22 protein-coding genes are annotated in these 22239 nt (G+C 46.5%); 14 read left to right on the top strand and 8 right to left on the bottom strand.

Annotation, left to right across the window (positions count from 1 at the left end; translation table 11 throughout):
* Positions 1–61 precede the first annotated feature (61 nt).
* Complete coding sequence (locus MF542_RS05510) at positions 62–1489, top strand: aldehyde dehydrogenase family protein (protein ID WP_247016791.1); 1428 nt, start codon at positions 62–64, stop codon at positions 1487–1489.
* Between the two features lie 79 nt (positions 1490–1568).
* A complete protein-coding gene (locus MF542_RS05505) occupies positions 1569–2282 on the top strand; it encodes a PepSY domain-containing protein (protein ID WP_247016789.1) in 714 nt (237 codons plus the stop codon).
* Positions 2283–2296: 14 nt separating this feature from the next.
* Here MF542_RS05505 and MF542_RS05500 read toward each other — a convergent pair whose 3' ends face one another.
* Positions 2297–2884, bottom strand: a complete 588-nt coding sequence (locus MF542_RS05500; RefSeq protein ID WP_247016787.1) for a thymidine kinase — start codon at positions 2882–2884, stop codon at positions 2297–2299.
* A gap of 104 nt (positions 2885–2988) precedes the next feature.
* On the opposite strand from MF542_RS05500, the gene MF542_RS05495 reads away from it, so the two are divergent.
* The 4 genes from MF542_RS05495 to MF542_RS05480 all read left to right on the top strand — a co-directional run bounded on the left by MF542_RS05495 (position 2989) and on the right by MF542_RS05480 (position 9670).
* On the top strand, positions 2989–4548 hold the full coding sequence (locus tag MF542_RS05495; RefSeq protein ID WP_247016785.1) for an adenosine deaminase family protein: 1560 nt from the start codon (positions 2989–2991) through the stop codon (positions 4546–4548).
* Positions 4549–4590: 42 nt separating this feature from the next.
* Positions 4591–6207, top strand: a complete 1617-nt coding sequence (locus tag MF542_RS05490) for a SulP family inorganic anion transporter (RefSeq protein ID WP_247016783.1) — start codon at positions 4591–4593, stop codon at positions 6205–6207.
* Positions 6208–6289: 82 nt separating this feature from the next.
* Complete coding sequence (gene deoC / locus MF542_RS05485; RefSeq protein ID WP_247016781.1) at positions 6290–7249, top strand: deoxyribose-phosphate aldolase; 960 nt, start codon at positions 6290–6292, stop codon at positions 7247–7249.
* A 12-nt stretch (positions 7250–7261) separates the two neighbouring features.
* A complete protein-coding gene (locus MF542_RS05480) occupies positions 7262–9670 on the top strand; it encodes an aldehyde dehydrogenase family protein (protein ID WP_247016779.1) in 2409 nt (802 codons plus the stop codon).
* 264 nt (positions 9671–9934) lie between these two features.
* On the opposite strand, the gene MF542_RS05475 is transcribed toward MF542_RS05480, so the two are convergent.
* Positions 9935–10483, bottom strand: a complete 549-nt coding sequence (locus tag MF542_RS05475; protein ID WP_247016777.1) for an antibiotic biosynthesis monooxygenase — start codon at positions 10481–10483, stop codon at positions 9935–9937.
* Between the two features lie 129 nt (positions 10484–10612).
* On the opposite strand from MF542_RS05475, the gene MF542_RS05470 reads away from it, so the two are divergent.
* A complete protein-coding gene (locus MF542_RS05470) occupies positions 10613–11809 on the top strand; it encodes an MFS transporter (RefSeq protein ID WP_247016775.1) in 1197 nt (398 codons plus the stop codon).
* On the opposite strand, the gene MF542_RS05465 is transcribed toward MF542_RS05470, so the two are convergent.
* Both MF542_RS05465 and MF542_RS05460 read right to left on the bottom strand, forming a co-directional pair.
* Positions 11810–12367: a PadR family transcriptional regulator gene (locus MF542_RS05465; protein WP_247016773.1), complete on the bottom strand. Its 558-nt coding sequence runs from the start codon at positions 12365–12367 to the stop codon at positions 11810–11812.
* On the bottom strand, positions 12364–13125 hold the full coding sequence (locus MF542_RS05460) for a hypothetical protein (RefSeq protein WP_247016771.1): 762 nt from the start codon (positions 13123–13125) through the stop codon (positions 12364–12366). The genes MF542_RS05465 and MF542_RS05460 overlap by 4 nt, the downstream gene beginning before the upstream one ends.
* Positions 13126–13589: 464 nt before the next feature.
* On the opposite strand from MF542_RS05460, the gene MF542_RS05455 reads away from it, so the two are divergent.
* The 6 genes from MF542_RS05455 (at position 13590) to MF542_RS05430 (ending at position 17937) form a co-directional block, all read left to right on the top strand.
* On the top strand, positions 13590–13892 hold the full coding sequence (locus tag MF542_RS05455) for an STAS domain-containing protein (RefSeq protein ID WP_247016769.1): 303 nt from the start codon (positions 13590–13592) through the stop codon (positions 13890–13892).
* A 156-nt stretch (positions 13893–14048) separates the two neighbouring features.
* Positions 14049–14396, top strand: coding sequence for a hypothetical protein (locus MF542_RS05450; protein ID WP_247016767.1), 348 nt, complete (start codon positions 14049–14051; stop codon positions 14394–14396).
* Positions 14397–14405: 9 nt separating this feature from the next.
* A complete protein-coding gene (locus MF542_RS05445) occupies positions 14406–15947 on the top strand; it encodes a methyl-accepting chemotaxis protein (protein WP_247016765.1) in 1542 nt (513 codons plus the stop codon).
* Between the two features lie 598 nt (positions 15948–16545).
* Positions 16546–16755, top strand: coding sequence for a hypothetical protein (locus MF542_RS05440; RefSeq protein WP_247016763.1), 210 nt, complete (start codon positions 16546–16548; stop codon positions 16753–16755).
* A 209-nt stretch (positions 16756–16964) separates the two neighbouring features.
* On the top strand, positions 16965–17420 hold the full coding sequence (ybiA, locus tag MF542_RS05435) for a riboflavin biosynthesis intermediates N-glycosidase (RefSeq protein WP_247016760.1): 456 nt from the start codon (positions 16965–16967) through the stop codon (positions 17418–17420).
* Between the two features lie 28 nt (positions 17421–17448).
* Positions 17449–17937, top strand: a complete 489-nt coding sequence (locus tag MF542_RS05430) for a hypothetical protein (protein WP_247016758.1) — start codon at positions 17449–17451, stop codon at positions 17935–17937.
* A 20-nt stretch (positions 17938–17957) separates the two neighbouring features.
* On the opposite strand, the gene MF542_RS05425 is transcribed toward MF542_RS05430, so the two are convergent.
* The 4 genes from MF542_RS05425 to upp form a co-directional block, all read right to left on the bottom strand.
* Positions 17958–18869: an MBL fold metallo-hydrolase gene (locus MF542_RS05425; protein ID WP_247016755.1), complete on the bottom strand. Its 912-nt coding sequence runs from the start codon at positions 18867–18869 to the stop codon at positions 17958–17960.
* A gap of 99 nt (positions 18870–18968) precedes the next feature.
* Positions 18969–19790 (bottom strand): purine-nucleoside phosphorylase, encoded by an 822-nt coding sequence (locus MF542_RS05420; RefSeq protein ID WP_247016753.1) that lies wholly within the window; start codon positions 19788–19790, stop codon positions 18969–18971.
* Positions 19791–19831: 41 nt separating this feature from the next.
* Positions 19832–20386, bottom strand: coding sequence for a phosphoribosyltransferase (locus MF542_RS05415; protein WP_247016752.1), 555 nt, complete (start codon positions 20384–20386; stop codon positions 19832–19834).
* Between the two features lie 5 nt (positions 20387–20391).
* Positions 20392–21030, bottom strand: a complete 639-nt coding sequence (upp, locus tag MF542_RS05410) for a uracil phosphoribosyltransferase (protein WP_247016743.1) — start codon at positions 21028–21030, stop codon at positions 20392–20394.
* A gap of 189 nt (positions 21031–21219) precedes the next feature.
* Here upp and MF542_RS05405 point away from each other — a divergent pair, with 189 nt between their 5' ends.
* Positions 21220–22221, top strand: coding sequence for a BMP family lipoprotein (locus tag MF542_RS05405; protein WP_247016741.1), 1002 nt, complete (start codon positions 21220–21222; stop codon positions 22219–22221).
* Positions 22222–22239 lie beyond the last annotated feature (18 nt).

The raw sequence follows: 22239 nt of genomic DNA, 5'->3' as shown, positions 1-22239 counted from the left end.
CTTGCCTCTGGGGCGTGTTTGCCCCACTTAAAGGAAAAGGTTTTGTTTCAAGGAGAGAGCAATGCGGCAGCTGCATAAGCATTATATCGGTGGTGAATGGGTATCAGTTGATGGCGCGAATATGCGTGATATCATTAACCCGGCGACCGAAAAAAAATCAGGCGAGATGATTTTGGGTACCTCCGTTGAGGTAGATATGGCAGTGGCTGCTGCCCAAAAAGCTTTTGAAACATTTGCTTTCTCTACCCGCGAAGAACGCCTCGAGTTGCTTGGTAATATCATTGCTGAGTATAAAAAGCGCCTACCGGAAATGGCAGCTGTTATTACTGAGGAAATGGGTGCGCCTGTGAAGCTTGCAAACACAGCGCAGGCACCGTCCGGCCTTGGGCATTTGATGACGGCTGTTGAAGTGCTGAAAAACTTTTCTTTCCATGAAGATCGCGGCCCAACACGTATTCTTAAGGAACCAATCGGTGTGGTGGGAATGATTACACCGTGGAACTGGCCGATTAATCAAATCACCTGTAAAGTTGCGCCAGCGATTGCGACAGGCTGCACGATGGTATTGAAGCCTAGTGAAGTAGCGCCATACAGCTGCGAACTGTTCAATGAAATTATGCATGCGGCTGGTGTGCCAGCTGGTGTTTATAATGTGGTGTACGGTGAAGGCCCAACCGTAGGTGAAGCTATCTCGGGTCATCCTGATATTGATATGGTTTCGGTGACTGGTTCAACCCGTATGGGCGCGGCCGTACAGGCAAATGCAGCAAAAACTATTAAGCGTGTAACGCAGGAATTGGGCGGTAAATCAGCTAACATTCTGCTTGATGACGCAGATTTTGAAGCTGCCATTACTCGTGAAACCTTGGCCGCAATGCGTAACACGGGGCAAACCTGTACGCTTTTGAGCCGTATGCTTGTGCCTGCTGACCGCATGGATGAAGCAGCAGAAATCGCAAAGAAAGCAGCTGAAACAGTGACAGTTGGTGATCCGAACGATGAGGGTACCTATATGGGCCCGATCGCTCACGGCGATCAATTCCGCAAGGTTGGTGAACTGATGGATGTGGCGGCTAAAGAAGGTGCGCGTGTTGTAACAGGTGGTAGCGGCCGCCCGGAAGGTTTGTCTGAAGGGTACTTCGTGAAACCGACAGTATTTGCGGATGTAACACCGGATATGACAATCGCCCGTGAAGAAGTGTTTGGCCCGGTTCTGTCTATCATTGGGTATGATAGTGAAGAAGAAGCCATTCGTATCGCGAACGATAGCCCATACGGCCTGTCAGGTGCTGTGCAGTCCGCTGATGCTGACCGTGCCCGCCGTGTTGCCAGTAAATTGCGCACGGGTATGGTTTATATCAATGGTGCGCCGGGGGATATCTCAGCGCCGTTTGGTGGGTATAAACAATCAGGCAATGGCCGTGAATGGGGAGATCATGCATTCCATGATTTCCTGGAGGTGAAATCAGTGCTTGGCTATAATGCCTAACCAAATTTAACAGATTGAGCGAAACCCGTTTCTAGATTAGAAGCGGGTTTTCTTATGGGGACAGTGCAAAGGGTATATTATGGCCAGTAGCAAACATGTTTTAATCAGTAAAATCCACAAATGGGTTGGCCTGCTTATTGTGATACAGATGTTGTTCTGGACAGTTGGTGGTGTGGTAATGAGCTGGATTCCCATCGAAACTGTGCGCGGCGAACATAATCGCTGGTCCCATTCTTCCCAGTATTTAATTACAGAAAAAGCTGTTGAATTACTTAATAGGTATCCTGGCTTGGAACTCGCATCGCTTAGAACCCGTACCGTTGCTGATAAACCCGTTGTGGACGTGAAATTTAAAGGGAAACCCACCGAGGTTTTATGGTTGAGTGATTTCTCGTCGGTCTCTGTGGATGAGAAGATGGCGGTGGAAATTGCTAAGGCAGATTTTACTGCTGAAACAGGTAATATAGTCGCCGCTTTGCTAACAGTAGAGCCGGGAGATTACCGCAGAGGGCTTCCGGTTTGGCAAGTCATGATGGATGATGCGGACGATACCCGTATCTATGTTAATCCAAAAAGTGGGCGTGTAATGTCACACAGGAACGCTTATTGGCGTTTCTATGATTTCTTCTGGATGTTGCATATTATGGATTATGATGAGCGGGACGATTTTAATAACCCACTTTTGATGGTTTTTGCGTTAACTGCTGCGCTTTTCAGTGTGACCGGTTTGTTTATGATCTATTACCGTTTTCACAGGCGTGATTTTGGCCTGAAACGCAAGAAAGTAAACTAGGTGAAAGCGGGGTATTAAACCCCGCTTGCTTTCAGCTTTTCATTGAAGTGTTTGCGACACAAAGCGATGTAACGGTCATTTCCGCCAATTTCGATAGAGTCGCCTTCATTCACCGCGTTGCCTTTGGCATCAATCCGAAGGTTCATAGTAGCTTTAGCGCCGCAAGTGCAGATGGTTTTTAACTCATTAAGTTCATCAGCAAGTGCGAGAAGCCATTTACTGCCCTCGAATAAATTGGCCTGAAAGTCTGTTCTTAGGCCATAACAAAGCACAGGAATTTTTAAGGAATCTGCCACAGCGCCCAATTGCTCTACATGTTCTCTGGTAAGGAACTGTGCCTCATCAATCAGAATACAGTGAACAGGCCTGTTCTTCAGTTCGTCAGCAATCTTGACAAATAGGTCAAGATCAGCGTCAAATATGTGCGCATCAGCTTTCAAGCCAATTCTGGATGAAATTACTGCCTTCTCATAGCGGTCATCAATTGCAGCAGTGAACAACATTGTGTTCATCCCGCGTTCTTGATAGTTGAAACTTGATTGAAGAAGGGTTGTGGTTTTACCCGCGTTCATCGCGGAATAATAAAAGTAAAGTTTAGCCATATACCCCAAGCCTTATACTTGTCGCTGATTATCAGCCTGTTATTGTGGTGTGGGCAGAGATTAGGCGCTTGTCGCTGTTGGGGCAAGCTTTGGAGGAAGAAAACATGCGTAATCTAAAATCGCTTACACTGGCAGCCTTTATGTTGGCGCCGTTTAGCGCCGCTGAAGCGCAGGATAATAACCTGAAAGCGCGGATGGCAGGGGAGGCTCTCGCATGGTCTGACAGCCACGGTAGGTTACGTCAGTTTATGGAGGCTTTTCCAAAGGGCGCTGATCTTCATAGCCATCTTCGCGGCGCGGTTTATGCCGAATCGTGGATTGATTGGGCAGCGGAAGATGGGCTTTGTGCCGATATGAGTGACGAATTTTATGGTCCATCACTAAAGTTTAAAGAAAAAGAAACATGTGAAGCCAGTGGTTGGATTACCGCTGAAGCAGCACGCGGTAATGAAAAAAGCCGCCGTGAACTTATTAATGCTATGAGCACGCGCAGCTATGTGCCGACGCATAATTGGTCTGGCCATAATGATTTCTTCCAAACTTTCGCCAATATAGCCGCAGCACCGCACAGGCTTGGCGACCAAATCGCTGAAGTGGCCGAACGGGCGGGCAGCCAGAATATTCTCTATCTGGAGCTTATGGAAACAATCGTATTTCCTGAATTGTTCCCACTCGTTGCCGGGCTTGAGCTTTCTGGTGATGTTGAACAGGATTATAAAACCTTGATGGACAGCCCGTTTGGGGCAAAAATTCCTGAGCTGGTTCAATCTGTTCAAACTCAGCTTGATGAGGCTTATGCTAGGAAAGACAAATTGCTTGGTTGCGGTGAAAACCCTGAGAGCGTTGGCTGTGATGTTGAGGTCCAGTTTATTCACCAGGTAATCCGCGAGTTTGAGCCCAGCATGGTGTTCGCGCAGATTATTCTGGGTTGGGAAGTCATGAAGGCTGTTCCTCAGGTTGTGGGTATCAATCTTGTTGCACCGGAAGATGGTTATCTGGCCCTTCGCGACTATAGCTATCATATGAAAATGATTGATCACCAATACCGTACTAAAGGCGCGCAGAATGTAACACTGCATGCAGGGGAGCTCACGCTCGGGCTTGTACGTCCACATCAGCTTAAATTCCATATTCGTGAGGCAATCGAAATTGGCCATGCCAAGCGAATTGGCCACGGTATTGATATTGCGTTTGAAGATGGCAGCGATGAACTGCTTAAACGCATGAAAGATGAAGGCATCATGGTTGAGATTAACCTCACCAGTAATGATGTAATCCTTGGTGTAAAAGGAAATGACCATCCGATTGTGCTGTACCGCGACCTTGAAGTACCATATGCGCTAAGTACCGATGATGAAGGCGTATCCCGTATCGATCTGACACACGAGTATATGCGCTATTTCAGGGATTATGATGTGCCGTATTTTGAACTGCGTCATGCATCCAGAAATTCACTAACATACAGCTTCCTGCCTGGCGAAAGCTTGTGGGAAAATGAGGCGTGTCGTGAAAATGTGCTTTCAGGAAGTGCCCTCAATGATGTATGTGCAGCATTCATAGAAAAAAATAAGAAAGCAAAACTGCAGTGGGAGCTGGAGATGCGGTTTAGAGAGTATGAAAAAACTCTTCGCATTCCAAAACGCAGAAAAACGAGCTTTCAATAAAAATTATAATATCCCCCGAATGGGTGAGACATAGGATTTAGTATGGCTGAAGAAAATACGAATGTGCTCGGGGGAAGTGCAGCATCTACCTCGCAGTTTGCATGTGATATGAATGCCGGTGTTGCATTCTTTCTAGATGTATCTGTGAATATTTTTGTGCTCGCGGGTGTGTTGATGGGGGTCTTTGGTTTTCCTGCTGAACATATGTTTGGTAAAATTATCCCGGGCACGATCACAGGTATTTTGCTTGGTAATCTGGCGTTTATCTGGCTTGCAAAGAAAACAACCAAAGAAACCGGCAATGAAAAGCTGACCAGTATTCCGCTTGGTATGGATCTGCCGACCGTATTTGGTATGTGCTTCTTCATTGTAGGGCCAACATATGCTGGAAGCGTAGAAGCGCTTGGTGTGGATGCGGCAGCCGATAAAGCCTGGGTCGTTGGTATGGCCAGCACAATCTGGATGGCTGTTATCAAGTTTGTCCTTTCTTTCTTCAGTCGTGCAATGCAAACGCAGATGCCGCAAATGGCGCTTATTGGTGCGATGGCTGGTATTGCAACAGTGTGGCTAGGTGCAGAAGCTATCTACGGTATCTTCGAGTTGCCGGAAGTTGGCATTGTTGCCTTTTCCATCATGATTTTCTCACTTATCGCGGGGCACCGTATGCCGTTCGGTATGCCGGGGGCTATTCTGGCGATTGTTGCTGGTACCTTCCTTTATTATGTTCTGGCGGTTGTGGGTGCTGGGGACGATTACGTTATCAAGCAAGCACCTGATCTCGCTGTAACGCTGCCTTCAATTACATTCGCAGGTTTTGGCGGTGTGTTTGGTGATGTTACCAATTATATTGGTATCATCTTCCCGTTTGCTCTTTTGATCGCAGCGAGCTCTGTGAATGTTGTAACAGGTGCGAAGGTGGTCGGCGATGATTATGATCCGGCTAAAGTTATCCGTATGGATAGTGCCGCGACAGCGATTTCTGCGTTGTTTGGAGGCATAGTGCAAACAACACCGTATTTCGGGCACACTACATACAAACGTATGGGCGCACGCACCAATTATGCGCTGGGTGCTTCAATTGCTCTTACTGTTATCGGCTTTGTTGGCTTGATTGCACTGGCTTCACAGATGATCCCATCTGCGGTTTTGAAGCCAATTCTTGTAGTTGTTGCCAGTGATATTTTGCGCCTTGCCTTCGCAGGTGGTTCAGTAGCTCATGCGCCGGGGCTATTGTTTGCGATTGTTCCGGCAATCCTGAACTATGCGCATACGAAGGTTAATGATTTATACGGACGTATTGGGGAAGCAGCCCAACAAGCTTTGATGACCGATTGGTATCCTGGCTTTGTGCTGCTTGGCGTGATGGCACGTGGGTATATTCTCACGAGCTTGATTTGGGGGGCATTACTGGTTTGGGTCGTTGACCGTAAACTGGTACGTGCTGCAGGTGCTGCATTTGCTGCGGCTCTGTTTACTGAATTTGGAATCATCCACTCGGTTTTACCATCCGCGGGCATGTATTTGCCTTGGGCTATCCCAGAAATGGGTGGTTTTGAGGTTTTGCCGCATAGGCTAGCGACAGGGTATCTTATTGCTGGTATTATGCTTTTACTGTTTAGCCGAGTGAAAAGTAACGACGATAAAGCAAACATTTCTTGACCAACGGGTCAAGATTTGGCTTTTTACGCGCAATCCGTTTTGCGCGGATGTATAAATTTGGCCACCAAACATGGGACGTAACATGTCATCTGAGAGCCTTGTAAATAGAGGAACAGCCTTCCACGCTGAGTGGCTGGAAGGTATCCGTGTGAACAAAAGCGCTGTTGAGCGCCGCACGAGCACAATCGGTACCCGCCGGTCTGTGAAGAAAGATTCTCAAATTGCATATATGCTGAAAGCAATCAGCTGTATTGATTTGACCACACTAGCCGGTGATGACACACCGGGCCGTGTGAAACGTTTGGCACAAAAGGCAGCAAGCCCAGTGCGCCATGATATTATGGAAGCACTTGGTGTTGGCGATATGCGTATCACAACTGGCGCTGTGTGTGTGTACCATGAAATGGTGCCAGAAGCCGTTGCAGGCCTTAAAGGTTCCGGTGTTCCGGTGGCTGCTGTATCTACAGGCTTTCCGGCTGGTCTTGCGCCAATGGAAACAAGGCTAGAGGAAATCCGCCGTTCTGTTGAAGCAGGTGCTGGCGAGATTGATATCGTAGTAACACGTGCACACGTTCTTACAGGGAACTGGCAGGCTCTTTATGATGAAGTGAAAGCGTTTAAAGAAGCATGTGGCCCGGCGCTGATGAAAACTATTCTGGCGACAGGCGAGCACGGCAACCTTACACAGGTTGGTAAAGCTTCTATGGTTGCGATGATGGCTGGTTCTGATTTCATCAAAACATCCACTGGTATGGAAGGTGTGAATGCAACGCTTCCGGTATCCCTCGTGATGATCCGCCAGATCCGTGATTTTTATGAGCGTACAGGCCAGAAAGTTGGCTACAAGCCAGCGGGTGGTATCAAAACAGCGAAAGATGCTGTGACATACCTTACACTGATTAAAGAAGAACTTGGCCGTGACTGGCTGGAGCCAGAATTGTTCCGCTTTGGTGCATCAAGCCTTCTTGGTGATCTTGAACGTCAATTAGAGTATCATGCAACAGGTGGTTACTCTGCTTCTTATCGTCACCCAATGGGTTAAGGGAAAGTCATCATGAACGTTAAAGAAAAGTTTGAAAGCATGGATTACGCTCCAGCACTTGAAAGCCGTTCTGCCGCGGATAGCTGGCTTGCGGAAAATGAGAAATCCTTTGGCATGTTTATTGGTGGCGAATGGGTGAAGCCTGAGGGCGCTAAAACATTTGCGACATACGCACCATCCACTGGTGAAAAGCTTGCTGATATTACAGCGGCTCGCCAGGAAGATGTTGATGCAGCGGTTCTTGCAGCCCGTACAGCACAAGGCAAGTGGGCAGCACTTGGGGGCCACGGCCGTGCGCGCTATATGTATGCCCTTGCACGCCTTGTTCAGAAACACTCCCGTGTTTTAGCGGTCCTTGAGAGCCTTGATAACGGTAAGCCAATCCGTGAAAGCCGTGACATTGATGTGCCGCTTGTTGCGCGCCATTTCTATCACCATGCTGGCTGGGCTCAGCTTATGGATGAAGAGTTTCCAGAATATGAAGCTGTTGGTGTTGCAGGGCAGGTTATTCCGTGGAACTTCCCGTTCCTGATGCTGGCATGGAAGGTAGCTCCAGCGCTTGCAGCTGGTAACACAGTTGTTCTGAAGCCTGCTGAGTTTACATCTCTTACGGCACTTAAGTTTGCTGAACTTTGTGAAGAAGCTGGTCTTCCAAAAGGTGTTGTAAACATCGTAACCGGTGAAGGTGATGTTGGCGCTATGATTGTGGACGCTGACGTTGACAAAGTGGCGTTCACTGGTTCGACAGATGTTGGTAAGATTATTCGCCGTGCAATTGCTGGGACTGGCAAGAAACTAACACTTGAGCTTGGTGGTAAATCCCCATTCATCGTGTTTGAAGATGCTGATATCGACGGCGCTGTCGAAGGTGTTGTTGATGCCATCTGGTTCAATCAGGGGCAGGTATGTTGTGCTGGTTCTCGCCTTCTTGTGCAAGAAGGTATTGCAGACCGATTCTTTGCAAAGCTGAAAACACGTATGGGCAACCTTCGTGTTGGTAACAGCCTTGATAAATGTATCGATATGGGTGCTGTTGTTGATAGCGTTCAGAAAGACCGTATCGAAGCGCTCATTAAAAAAGGTGAAGAAGAAGGTGCAGAAGTTTATCAGGCACCGTGTGTTATGCCAACTGAAGGTGTGTTCTTCCCACCAACACTCGTAACAGGCGTTGGTACAGATAACACGCTTTACCGCGAAGAAGTATTTGGACCGGTTCTAACAGCCGTGACTTTCCGTACGCAATCAGAAGCTGTTGGCCTTGCTAACAACTCACGATACGGGCTTGCAGCGACAGTTTGGTCTGAAAGCATTAGCCGTGCTCTTGAGGTGGCTCCAGTGCTGAAATCAGGTATCGTATGGATTAACGGCACGAACATGATGGACGCAGCTGTTGGCTTTGGTGGTTACCGCGAAAGTGGCTTCGGACGTGAAGGTGGCCGCGAAGGTATGCTCGCATATATGAAGCACCGCTTTGAGAAAAACCTCAAAGAGTGGAAGCCGATTGCGAAGCCAGAAACTGTTGCGAAGCCGAAAGCTGGTTCTGGGCTGAGCGGTATCGACCAAACAGCGAAAATGTATATTGGCGGTAAACAAGCGCGTCCTGATGGCGGTGACAGTGTTGCTGTTGCGACGTCCAAAGGTGCTTATGCTGGCCTTGTAAGTGCGGGTAACTACAAAGATATCCGTAATGCTGTTGAAGCGGCAACTAAAGCTTCCGGTTGGGCTGGTAAGACAAGCCACCTGCGTGCGCAGATACTTTTCTATATCGCTGAGAACCTAAGCTCTCGTGCCACTGAGTTTGAAGAGCGCCTCGTGTCTCTAACAGGTGTTACACAGAAAGCTGCTGAGAAAGAGGTTGAGCTATCAATCCAGCGTCTTTTCACTGCTGCTGCTTATGCTGATAAGCACGAAGGTCGTGTACATGAGCCTCCAATGCGCGGTGTTGCACTAGCAATGAACGAAGCAGTTGGTACACTTGGTATTGTATGCCCAGACGAAAGTCCGCTTCTAGCATTTGTAACGCTGATGGCATTTGCAATGGCAACAGGCAATACAAGCGTGATTATTCCGTCTGAGCGCTATCCGCTCCTTGCGACTGATTTCTACCAAATTCTGGAAACATCAGATGTTCCAGCTGGCGTTGTGAACATTGTAACAGGCCCGCGTGATGCGATGGCTGCGCCGCTTGCCAAGCACTTTGGTATCGACGGTATTTGGTACTTTGGTAGCCGTGAAGGTTGTGCAGATGTTGAGGCGCTTGCAGCCGACAACATGAAGCGCACATGGCTTAATTACGGTAAAGCGTATGACTGGACAAACACCGATCATATGAACCCGAAAGCGTTGATGGAACGTGGTACTGAAGTGAAGAATATTTGGGTGCCTTACGGTGATGCTAACGAAGGCGGTAAATCTTACTAAGATTTATCTGAATTAATTTTAGGAAGGGCTGAGTTTTCTCAGCCTTTTTTTTGGAAAATTGCCTCAGGTAGACAGATCTGTTTCACATGTGCGTGAACGTGTACCGATCAGTAAGGTTTTTACTTTGAAATCCTGAAATCTCGCTTATATGGTAGGTGTCTAACCAAGGAACATTCCCGCTTCTGATCTCTTGGTTAGACAGCCGTGTGTGCCTCTTCAATCGCACTCTACCCGTAAGAGGTGCACACGGTAGCTCTACTATCTCTATAAACCTCTATAAAGCCAAGGCTTCAGTAGTTTGCTCAGATAGGGCATCACTGGCCATGTTAAAATGCTCGAGAGGATAATAACTCCGATAAGCATAGCAATTGGCTTTGGTAGGCTGGTGATTTCCGGTGGTAGCAGTGTTTGAATAAGGTAGAGTAGCGGGAAAACTGCGGATACACTGAGTATTAGACGTTTCCAGTACGGAGGAACACGGTTGCCAACAGTATTGGCACTATCAAACCATTGCTCAAGGCCTATTGCTTCTTTTCTAAGTGATTTGCGAATAACAAGCGGTTTAAGTACTTCCAATTGCTGCTCAAGCGCTGGTGAGGTATTCCAGGCTTCCAGAGCTTCAGCTGTACGGAATTTTATCAGTGATATATATTCGGGCTTTTCCTGCTGTAGGTGCCTGATGATATCGACGGATATAAAATCAGGTTGACCGCGCATCAATTGATGTAACTCTTTAAGCCATTGCTCAAAGGCTGGAATTTTATCCGGCTGTACGAGATTGCTTACCATAAGTGTCGCAGGTTCTGTGGTCATCTAACCCTCCATCGACTGATTTATTTTAGTATACAGAGTGATAGATTTTTTTAAATAAAGAAAAAACTTGAAAAAATAACAATCAAAGAACACATTGTGAGAAAGATAGTTTGGTAGTGGGGAAGAGCCATGGATAGGCGTAGTAGAATAGTAGTGTTTTTTGTGTATTTCCTCGCATTCTTGGGAATTGCACTGCCGTATCCTGTTTTTACTCCTTTATTTTTGGATGGTCATATTGAAAGTGGGCTTTCTCCTGAGGTTGCACTCGGAATTGCTCTTGCCGTATACCCATTGGGGCTTTTCTTTGGTGGCGGTACACTCGGTTCACTCTCGGATAAATATGGTCGGCGTCCGGTTTTACTTGGGTCACTCTTTTTAACCACGCTTGGAACTGTTTGGTCCGGCTTCGCTATTATTCAGGAAGATTTCTGGCAGTTAGTGATAAGCCGCATGGTAACAGGATACTTTGAAGCCAACAGTAGTATTGCTCGTGCCATGCTTATTGATCGAGAAAAAGATGGTGCTAAAGCCTCATCTTTCGCCTTTTTGAGTATCGGTGGCTATGGCGGTTATTTGTTTGGTCCCGTGCTAGGCGGATTGCTTGCTACATACTCAAACGATATGCCATTTCTTGTGGCTGGTATCGCCAGTGGTATTGCCTTTGTTATGGCTGTTCTGTGGTTGCCTGAAACTAATGAGCAGGTATTGCAGTTTGGCGTAAATAAAACAGCTAAACGCCCCGGTGTGATCAAAATGCTGGCCTCTCATGCAATGTTCAGGCAGTTACTGTTTGCACAGTTCATGCTTACTATGTGTATCAATACTTTTTACCAGTTCTATCCACTGCTTCTGAACACCCGCTGGGGTGCAGGGCCTGAAGAAATTGCGTTTATCAATGCCTTCTTCACTGGAACGATGATTTTATTTGCGTTCGTGGGCGTGCCGAAGATTGAGAAAATGATGACCCTTGGTCATAACCTCATCATTGCTGGCACTGTATTGGCGATCTTTATGATGGTGATCTTGTTGTCGGAGAACTATGTGATGGCAATTGTAATCGCCACGGTAATTGGTGTGGCTGTAAGCATCTTGAATGCAGCTATTCCTGCTTTTATGAGCCGGGAGACGCAAGACCTGGAGCAGGGGGCTGTGATGGGTAGCCTGACATCCAGTTTCTGTATGTCTCAGGCTGTAATCAGTGTACTGGGTGGGTATGTCGCAACATATAGCCTGAGTATCACATACGGCTTGGGCGCAATTGCTGCCATCATAGGTGTTGTGCAAGTACAGCGGATTAGAAGAATAGGGCGCAAGGTAGCTGTTTAACTATTTCTCGGCTCTGGCTTTTAGTCTCTCTAGAGATGTTTCGCACCATTCAATGTACGCTTTGTTTACCCTTAGTCCAGCATCGAGGGTGAGCTGGGTGAAGAAGTCATCATCATTTAGTTGATTGGGATAACCACCGTCCTCGTCTTTCCATCCATCTTCAATAGCTTGAAGTGTTTGGCAGGTTCCTTTAATGCGAGTAAGCAAATCTTCCATGAACTTGATAGCTTGTTCATGGCTTTGATGTTCATTCAGAAAAAAGACCTGAGCAAGATATGGGTGGCGTAGAGGAGCTGTACCAGGGCCAGTTGATAACCACTTCAAAAGCTCTTCCCGGCCTGCTGCGGTTCGGAGATAAAGCTTTTTGTCCGGCCCTTTCTCAGAAGGCATTGTTTCTACTTCCGCCAAGCCTTCTTTTACGAGTTTTTTTAGCGCAGGATATAGTTGCGAAAGCTCCGCAAACCAGAAGTGCCTAAGGGTGGTGTCGAATTTTTGTTTTAGTTCGTAGCCACTGGTTGGTGTTGCGGTTAGTCCAAGTAAAATATGCGGCAGGCTCATAAAGTTGCTTCAGTTTTAGGCTTCCTTGGGGGAAGTGGGTCGTTAAATTTCTTTCGGTAGTGTCGCTCCCAGATAGCGATCGCTGGAACGCCGATGAAGGTTGGAGCAAGCCAAGGCACAATAGCAAGCATGCCAGATAAACCCAAATCAATAAATCGAGCTGACCCGAAAACCAGAAAGGCTGTATGGAAAGCAATGCCTGCGATAAGCATGGCTGATAGATGTTCATACCACCACTGTTGTTTGGACCTTTTTTTTCCTGAGATATAAGCGTTGATTTGCAGATAGGTTGCAATGCCAACTGGTGACATTGCATAAAGTAGAATGGAGCTATCAGGTTGGGCAGCTAACCCAAACAGTACCAACACTGCGCTTGCTATCAGACAACCATAGCTGAATATATAATTGAGAAGAGTACCGTGTATCGTTTGTTCTTTTTTATGTGATAGCACAAGCATGCCGTGCCTGAGGATGGCTGCGGTGGTTAGGCATAGATAGCCAAGAAACATAACAAGGGCGATTGAGTTTTTGTTTTCCTGAAAACTGTTGCCGTTTCCGTAAAGTGCGGTGAGTTTAAGAAGCAGAACCAGCGATCCCGCGATCACCACCACATATCCTGCATTTACGAATATCTTACCTATCTTTTTATGGTTGATAGAACCCTTCTTTAGGAAGACTGGTATCCAGAATGCGATAAGCCCGACACCACCAGCAAGGATATGTATCCACCTTAAGCTTTCAATCATTAGTGGTGTCATTTTTTTGCTCCCATTAAATATCTATATAAATATTTATATAGTAAAAAATATAGAAATTCAATGGCGATGAATTTCATTGAAGTTTTAGGTGGTTTAATCGGCAGAACGCCATGGTTTTACCAATGAAAACAAATGGTTGATATCTTCATTGGATAAGGCGGAAGCATGAAAGTGTTCAATATATATGTGATGTGGCTAATCACAACTTAAAGAAATCAAGGTTTTCTTCTTGAAATATGGCGAAATGATCGCTTAGTCTCCGCGGTGAAAAATATAGTAATGCACAGTATAAATGTGACAAAAATGGTAATAAATAAAATAAAAACCCGCTCGAATAGTGAATATTTCAGGTTTTAGATAAATTCTATATATAAGGTTTAAGTAAAACCCTGAACTTACACCATAATGATACCTGTCATCATTTGTATGCATTACTCTCTTTATGGGGATAATGGGGCAAAGAGATGCGTTTTGAAACCAAGCGGGATGGAGACGTCGTGAATATGATCGTTTCCGGTTCACTTTCCTTTGAAGATTGCAGGGAGTGGCGCAAGTTAGTGGAAGCAGTACTCAAGATTGATGTCGCGGGGTATGTTTTAGACCTTACGGCTCTGGAATCTATAGATTCTGCAGGTCTTGGCATGATGTTGAATATGCGGGACTGGGCAGAGGGGAAGCAGAAAACAGTAGGTATTAAACTGGCGGATGAAAGTGTGTCTGGGAATATGATACGCTTGGCAAAGTTTGAAGATTGGATCATTGCGTAGCCGTTATGAAGTGGTATTTTTATATCTTAGATGGCCTTTCTGTCAGTAAAAAGAGTTCGTAAATTATATATCTTTAACATTTCGAAACCATTTTAGATTTTAATCGTATCTAGACCGAGACTTGGTGATTTTCTTTCGCTATTAGGTGGGTGCATTTTGAAATCTATACTAGATATTTCTCTATATGTAGGATTCGTTTTTCTTACTTTGATCGCCATTCTAATGGTGCCAGGGTCATCTGATAAATTGATGATTATTACGCCGTCAAAATCCACAGGCACAAATATTTATGGGATTTTAGATGGCACAGATGCCCGCCTTATCTCCAAGGTCTCTGATCATAGATATATTATCGAAAATACAGGCAACAGATTGGTTAGCAAGCTATACCAGAATGGCGCGTTTCTGGTGTTAAATGCTGCTCCCATTTATGGGTGCGGAGCAAAGGAGCAACCACGTTCCAAAGCTGATATGGCATTTGCGGCAACGCTTTCCAAAAAATAGGGGAAATTCATGAACCATCTCGAAAATATTCAGCTATCTGTTACCAGATATCTCTCTATGGCTTTGTGGGTGCATATCCCTGTAGTGCTGATTGCAGTACTGATGATTGGGCAGGAAAGCCTTGTTACCACAACTATCTTAACTGTGGTTGTTGCAGCCGTTCCTACGGTAGCAATGCGCATGGGAGTGGCGGTAGAAATGCAACGATCGCTTGTTGCTGTCTCTCTTGTTTTGATGGCGGCTATTCTCGTCTTTGTCTTCAGGGGGCACCCTTGGCAAATTGATATTCACATGTACTTTTTTGCAGTACTAGCGATGTTGGCTGCGCTTTGTGATGCAAGGGCTATCCTCGTTTCGGCCGCTGTCATTGCGGTACATCATTTGCTCTTTAACACGGTTATCCCAAGCTGGGTTTTCCCAGAAGGTGGTGATTTCGGGCGAGTAGTTCTCCATGCTGTTATTGTGGTCTTTGAAACTGCTGTTTTAACATGGCTTGCAGTTCAGATCGCTGCAGCTTTCGAGGGGGCTGAACAAGCTGAAAAAAGAGCTTCTGAGGAAGCGGAGGTTGCGAAAGAAAAGGCTGTAGCAGCTGAGGAAGCAACTGAAACAGCTGAGGCGAATATGGCTGTCGCGAAAGAAGCGCAGGCAGAGATTGAAAAGATGGCAGAAGAAAATGCTCATCAACGTGAGCAAATGGAAAGGCAGGCTGCCGAAGCGCGAATACAACTGGCGGAAGAATTTGATCAAAGCCTTTCTGGTATGCTGCAAGAATTGTCTGTGGTTATGACCCAACTTGAAAGTGAGGCTGAAAGCCTTAACCAAATATCATCTGAAACAGGCGAGTCGATGAGTGCAGCATCGCGTGCCACAGAAAATGTTTCAGGTAATGTGAACTCAGTAGCATCCAGTTCGGAAGAAATGTCAGCATCTGTGAATGAAATTGCCCGTCAGGTTAGTGGTAGTTCAACAGTGGCTGATCAGGCCCTTACCTACGCTAACCAGAGTGAGAAAACCATCTCTACACTTTCTGAGCGAGCAAACCGTATCAACGAAGCATTGAAGATGATCGGCGATATCGCGGAGCAAACCAACTTGCTGGCTCTGAACGCTACGATTGAGGCGGCGCGTGCTGGTGATGCGGGTAAGGGTTTTGCTGTTGTGGCAAGTGAAGTGAAATCACTTGCAAATCAATCAGCTAATGCCACAGAGGAAATTGGAAATCTACTTGCTGGTATTCGTGATGCCACTGAGGAAGCGGTATCGGTAAATCAGAAAATCGTATCTGTTGTTGGTGAGATAAGCGAAAACTCTGCAGGTATCGCAGCTGCTGTCGAAGAACAATCAGCCGCGACGGAAGAAATCGCTCGTGCAGCTCAAGCGGCGGCAGGTGAAACAAGTGAGGCTAACCATAGCGTGAAACGCCTTAGTGAGGTTGGTGGACGGATTTCTGTGGTAGCTGAAACCACGGTGAATGCTGTTCATACTCTTTCTGAAAAAACCGAACAATTATCGCAAAAAGCGGATGAATTTATCGCCACCATTCGTGCGTAGAATTTGTCCTTAGAGTATTCGAAAGAAGGAGATGCCTTGTGGTATCTCCTTCTTTTTTTGATTCGATTGACCTTCACCAAACTCGAAGTTTACCTGGCCGTCGAATAATGCAGTGTTATGCGAGTATATATAATACCCGCGTGAGCGCGCGCATGCCTGCATGTGCACCCGTTCAATATTATGCTTGAAATAAAAGTTTTCTTTGTAACTAAAAAACTTTATGAAAGTTTCATGAAGGGTGTTGACAGCTGGATCAGCTTCAGCCTATACAGCAATCATTCGGCAAAGGAACTCGCATGGTGCGGGCTAAAGATGCCGTAAACGGATTTGAATTAATGACCCATACTTGGACATATAAACCACAACTGACAAAGTGCGCGCAGGCCTTTATGCGCTCAGCACTAGTCATTACGTGTGTCCGAGGAGGGAACAGCTAAAACTTGGTGAAAAGTTAAAATAGCTGAAATGAATTGAAACCCTCTCGGACCAGATAAGTCCCAGAGGGTTTTTTGTTACCTGAGCCCAGAAATTAACCTCTAACGCAACCAGAATTAATGACCGCAGGAATAGGAACCCTGCAAAAGAAGCGAGAAGCAAAATGAACGCGCAAGTTTTTGAAAATCAGTTTTCCCCTAGGCACCCATTTTTTGGCGAGAATGGTGTGCGCTCCCCCAAGCTGGCTGCAGATTTTGGCGGTATGGTCGCTGATATCTCAGCCCGCTACCGGGCGGCCATGGGAACTGGTGGCCTGATGGCCGGGCTTGCGGCGCTCTCTGAAAAACAGCAGCCCGAGTATACAAGAGGATAGGCGGAGCTACAGGCTCCAGTGTGGTGAGCAGAATGATATTGACGTCGGAATCATGCTCAATCTGCTCACCACTTTAACCGCCCTAAAAGGGGCACATACTGAACAAAATTTTACCATGCCTACGGGCGATATAAAATGTGAATACAAAATTATGTTCACGATCATTGCAAAGCAGAGTTTCTCATTTGCCGAAGGAATAGGAGGAAAAAATGGCAATCTTTTTCAATACGCGTTTAGACAGTTACGAAGGTTTTAGAACAACTTCAGAGCATGCTGTTGAATTGGATGGTACACATTGGCGCAGCGTTGAACATTATGTTCAGGCACAGCGATTTAAATGTGAAACAACGCGTGAAAAAATCAGAACAGCTGACTATGCGTTCGAAGCAAAATCCCTAGCGCGTACACGCCCTGACGCCTTAAGGCATGATTGGGAAGATGTGCGCGATGAGATCATGGAGATCGCAAATCGTGCAAAGTTTTCAAAGCACAAGCAGTTGGCTGAAAAGCTGAAAGAAACCGAAGATGAGGAACTGATCGAAGCCTCCCCTATGAGCCGTTATTGGGGTGCTGGTGCCGATGGTTTGGGCCGTAATAGGCTTGGTGAAATATTGATGAAAATCCGTGATGAGCTTAGGGAACCGTTACCCTCGCTCGGTGGATAGTCGAAGAGATTTAGTGTAGGATATAGCCATGAGTGCGATCCATTACTTACCTACTCCAGCCCGAGCGCTGGACCGTTATGAGGCCTTTAAAGCTGTACTGCCGCAAAAGGTAGCACAAGCTCGCAGAGGCGTTGGTGGTTTTATTACTCTTGATCTTGGAAACGTTCGAGGTAAGGACGCGATTACTGAGCAAGCCCAATTCGATTGGCACTTCTGGATATATATGTGTGATTGGGACTTGCACAAAAATGGATCACGTATTCTGTGGCGCCGGGAAAGTGATAACGCATTGGCCGGCGCAGTTCTCAGCCAGCTTGAAGGTGAGTATTTAACGGCCTTTGAGTATGATGAACACGATGACTGTTTTGAACTGCACTTCACAAGTGGTTTTCACCTAAATATTGATCCAGATTTCTATGGTTTTGAACCGACTGATGATCTGTTCATGCTGTTTGAGTTTGGTAAAAATGACTGCTTGTCCTATAGCCCTGAAAGGCGATTTTATCAGGCGGCTTGATAATAAGCGGCTTTGGCCGCTTATTCCTTCCCGAGTTTAAACACCATTAAATCTTCCCCCCATGTCAGGTCACCACCATAGGTTTGCCGTATCTGATTTATCACAGCATCTTTGCTGCCACTCCAAACCAACTGGTGATGAAGCACTAAATGCTTAACGTTGGCGTTGCTCGCGAGTTTTCCCACGTCTGGGCCAGAGGTATGAGCGGCTTTGTGGTATGCTTGCCAATCCTCGGTGCGTTTGGCGAGCGCCTCAGCATCATATACTTCATGAATCAACAGGTCTGCATCTTTTGCTGCTTCTTCAAGAGCAGGGCAATAAGTAGTGTCGCCAGAAATAACGACTGATTTTCCTTCATGAGTAAATTTGAAGCCGTACGCTTCCTTCCAATCACCGTGGCAAACAGGGATAGCCTCTATCGTAAGAGCATCGTCTTTATATATAATACCAAGTGTGGCATCTGAAGCATCTACTTGCCACCCAGTCGTGTTTGCTGGTTCAGTTCCCTCAATACGAATGTTAACATCTTCACTGTATGCCTTTTGGATAAAATCTACCATTTGGACTGTGCCCTTGGGGCCATAAATTTTAAGCGGTTCTGTACGCTCTAACGTCCATGGTGAATAGATAAGATCGGGCAAACCGAGTGTATGATCAGAGTGCAAGTGAGTGAGCAGGGCTCGGGATAAATTCGGCTGCGCCAGCGCTTTTATACCGTTTCGCTCTGCGGCGGATATGCGCCTTACAACACCAGGCCCTGCATCAATGATCCAGGGTTTTCCGCCAACAATCACAGCGGTTGCAGCACCAGCGCGTTCAGGAACAGGGTTTGGGGTGCCAGTGCCTAGTAAAACAACTGTCATATCTGCATGTGCCGATGCAGATAGCGCAGTACTCAATAAAAACATTGAGCTAATTGCGATTGATTTCATAAAGCCCTCCCAAACCAGTCTGAGGCATAGTTATGGAACAAGGCATAAAAAAAGGGAAGCCCGATTGAGCTTCCCTTCTAAAACAGTTTGAATACGATGTTACGCTACTTTTTCAGCAAATGCCTTCAGTAGTTTGCCTAAGTTTACAGCAGCAATTGCGCCGAATTCCATTGTTTCATCGTGTGTCAGTTCATTACCTGTCATGCCAGCAGCATAGTTGGTGATAGAGCTTACACCGCACACACGCATACCACAGTGGCGTGCAACGAGACATTCAGGAACAGTAGACATGCCAACAGCATTTGCACCCCAAACACGGAAGGCCTTGATTTCTGCCGGTGTTTCAAAGTTAGGGCCTTTTGCCATCAGGTATGTACCTTCATGAAGCTTTATGCTCAGTTGTTCTGCACATTTGCGCAGATCATCTGTAAGTTCCTTGTCCCATGCAGCAGTCATGTCGCTGAAACGAGGGCCGAAGCGTTCATCATTGATACCAACAAGTGGGTTAACGCCTGAGAAGTTGATGTGATCAGTAATCGCCATCAAGCTACCTGGGCCTGCTTCTTCATCTAGGCTACCAGCAGCGTTTGTAAGAACAAGGATTTCCACTCCAAGCGCCCATAGAACACGCGTTGAAAACGCAAGCTTATAATTATCGTGGCCTTCGTAGGCATGAGCACGCCCCTGCATGCAGATCACACCTTTTCCGCCTAGCTTGCCAATAAGCATGCGACCAGCGTGGCCTTCCACTGTTGGCTTCGGGAAACCGGGAAGGTCTGCATACGAAAGGATAGTTGGGTTTTCGATGCTGTCTGCCAGATCATTTAGGCCGCTACCTAGAACCATGGCAACTGTTGGCACAGCGCCATCCAGTTTTTCACGGATAAAGGAAGCACAGGTTTGTACGTCTTCGTAGCTCATGGGGGATTCTCGCTATATCTCAGACACAAATGGTCAATGGGTTAAACGTCAATCTCAGGAAGATCGATGCCTTTATGTTCACGGATTTCGTCTTTTGACATGTCAGACAGTTCGTGTGGGAACACGAGCCAATCATCTGTTTCATGGCAGTAGAAATCAGGTGTCAGCTCAGTCACATTACGTGCTGGCTTATAGAACACAGTGGCAATCTTGATTGTCTCTGGTGTGTTGCGGCGACATTTTTCGTGCAGGTGCTTGATAATAGCATCAATAGAGCGACCACTATCAAATACATCGTCAACGATTAGAAGGCTGTCATCATGATTGATGTTGGCAATGATATATTCAAGGCCGTGTACCTTTACTTCTTTTTGTTGCTGCATGCCAATGTAGCTGGAAGTACGGATGGCGATATGATCTGTATCCACACCGTAGTAATCTAGGATCTCTTGAACAGCGATCCCTGTTGGGGTTCCGCCACGCCAAACACCAACGATAAATTTTGGACGGAAATCACTCTTCAGAATTTGCAGACCTAGCTGGAACGAATCGTCCAACAGTTCCTGCGCAGTTACATATTTTTTTACAACACTCATTTGGCTTAGGCCCCTTTAGTTCCAAATAGTCTGTCGCCAGCGTCGCCAAGACCCGGCACAATGTACGCATTTTCGTCCAGACGCTCATCAATGCTTGCAGTAATTACAGGCACGTCAGGATGCGCTTCAACAAAAGTTTTAATGCCTTCTGGAGCAGCCAGCAAGCAAACAAAACGAATGTCTTTCGCGCCAATGTCTTTCATCTCTTGCACGGCACGCACTGCTGAGTGGCCAGTCGCAAGCATTGGATCAAGCACCACATTTACGCGAGAGCTTGTGTCCTTTGGGACTTTGAAGAAATATTTGGTTGGCTGAAGAGTTTCTTCATCACGGGCCAAGCCAATTTGGCCAACACGCGCAGAAGGAACTAGGTCCAGCATAGGGCCAAGCAGGCCATCACCGGCGCGAAGCACAGAGATGAAGGTAAGTTTCTTACCTGCAAGAACTGGTGCTTCTGTTGGGCAAACTGGCGTTTCAATCTGGATTTTACCAAGTGGCAGGTCGCGCAGGGCTTCATAGCCAAGGAACAGGCCAATCTCACGCAGGAGTTTGCGGAATTCGGATGTGCTGGCCTCTTTACGGCGCAACAATGTTAGCTTGTGCTGAACAAGCGGATGGTCAACTACTGTTACTTGTTCGGTCATAGTGTGAACCTCGTTGGAACTGAAATTGCACCGTTCATAAGACTTTCGCCTCCAATTGTCGACTGAATCTTGACAGTTGTGTCAAAAATGGTTGACCAAGCGGTCTTGCTCTGGTTCCCTTGCGCCTTCGATCGATTTCGGGGCATATATAACCATATACAATATTGTGCCTCCGCGGAGTTAAAAGTCATGAAAAAAATTTTGAAGCAGATGGGTGTTGCCCTCGCCCTTACTGTAACAGCGACGGCTGTAGCTGCAGCACAGGATTTTAAGCCAGTTCTTCTTTACGATATTGGCGGTAAATTCGATAAGTCATTCAATGAAGCTGCGCATAACGGCGCTGAGCAATTCAAAAACGAATTTGGCGATGCGTACCGCGACTTTGAGCCAAATAGCGAAACCCAGTATGAGCAAGCGTTGAAGCGTTTTGCGCGCCGTAAAGCGGACGTAATCGTAGCGGTAGGCGTTGGCTATTCTGTAGCTGTGAAAAATGTAGCTAAAAGATATCCGAATGTGAAGTTCACGGTGATTGATGCCATCATTGATTTGCCGAATGTTCAGTCGATTACATTCAAGGAAAACGAAGGTTCGTTTCTGGTAGGCATGATTGCCGCAATGAAGACCGAATCAAAGAATATTGGTTTCATTGGCGGTATGGATATTCCACTGATTCGTCGTTTCGAACAGGGATATGTAGAAGGCGCGAAATATATTCGCGATGATTTGAACTTCGTTGAAAACTATGTGGGTACAACACCAGCTGCATGGAATGACCCAATTAAAGCCTCTGAAATGGCGCGCTCGCAATATTCACGTGGTGTAGATGTTATCTTCTCAGCTGCTGGCCCATCAGGCCTTGGTGTTATTCAGGCCGCGAAAGATAACGGTAAGCTGGCGATTGGTGTGGACAGTAATCAGAACCATGTTGCTCCGGGCAGTGTACTTACAAGCATGATGAAACGCGTTGATTTAGCCGTTTATCAAGCGATGAAAGAAGCAAAAGAAGGTAACTGGAAATCTGGGCACCGTGTAATGGGGCTTAAAGAAGGCGGCGTTGATTTTGCTCTTGATGAGCATAATGACGGCCTTATTACGGCTGACATGAAAACGAAGCTTGAAGACGCTAAAAGCAAAATCATCAGCGGTGAAATCGTTGTAGGTGATGTTGCTGGCAGCAACTCTGGTCACTAAGAAGAAGTGAAAGCGGGA

The organism is Kordiimonas laminariae (assembly GCF_023008165.1).
In the GTDB taxonomy this organism is placed as follows: domain Bacteria; phylum Pseudomonadota; class Alphaproteobacteria; order Sphingomonadales; family Kordiimonadaceae; genus Kordiimonas; species Kordiimonas laminariae.
This window is presented reverse-complemented; position numbering and strand designations above follow the sequence as displayed.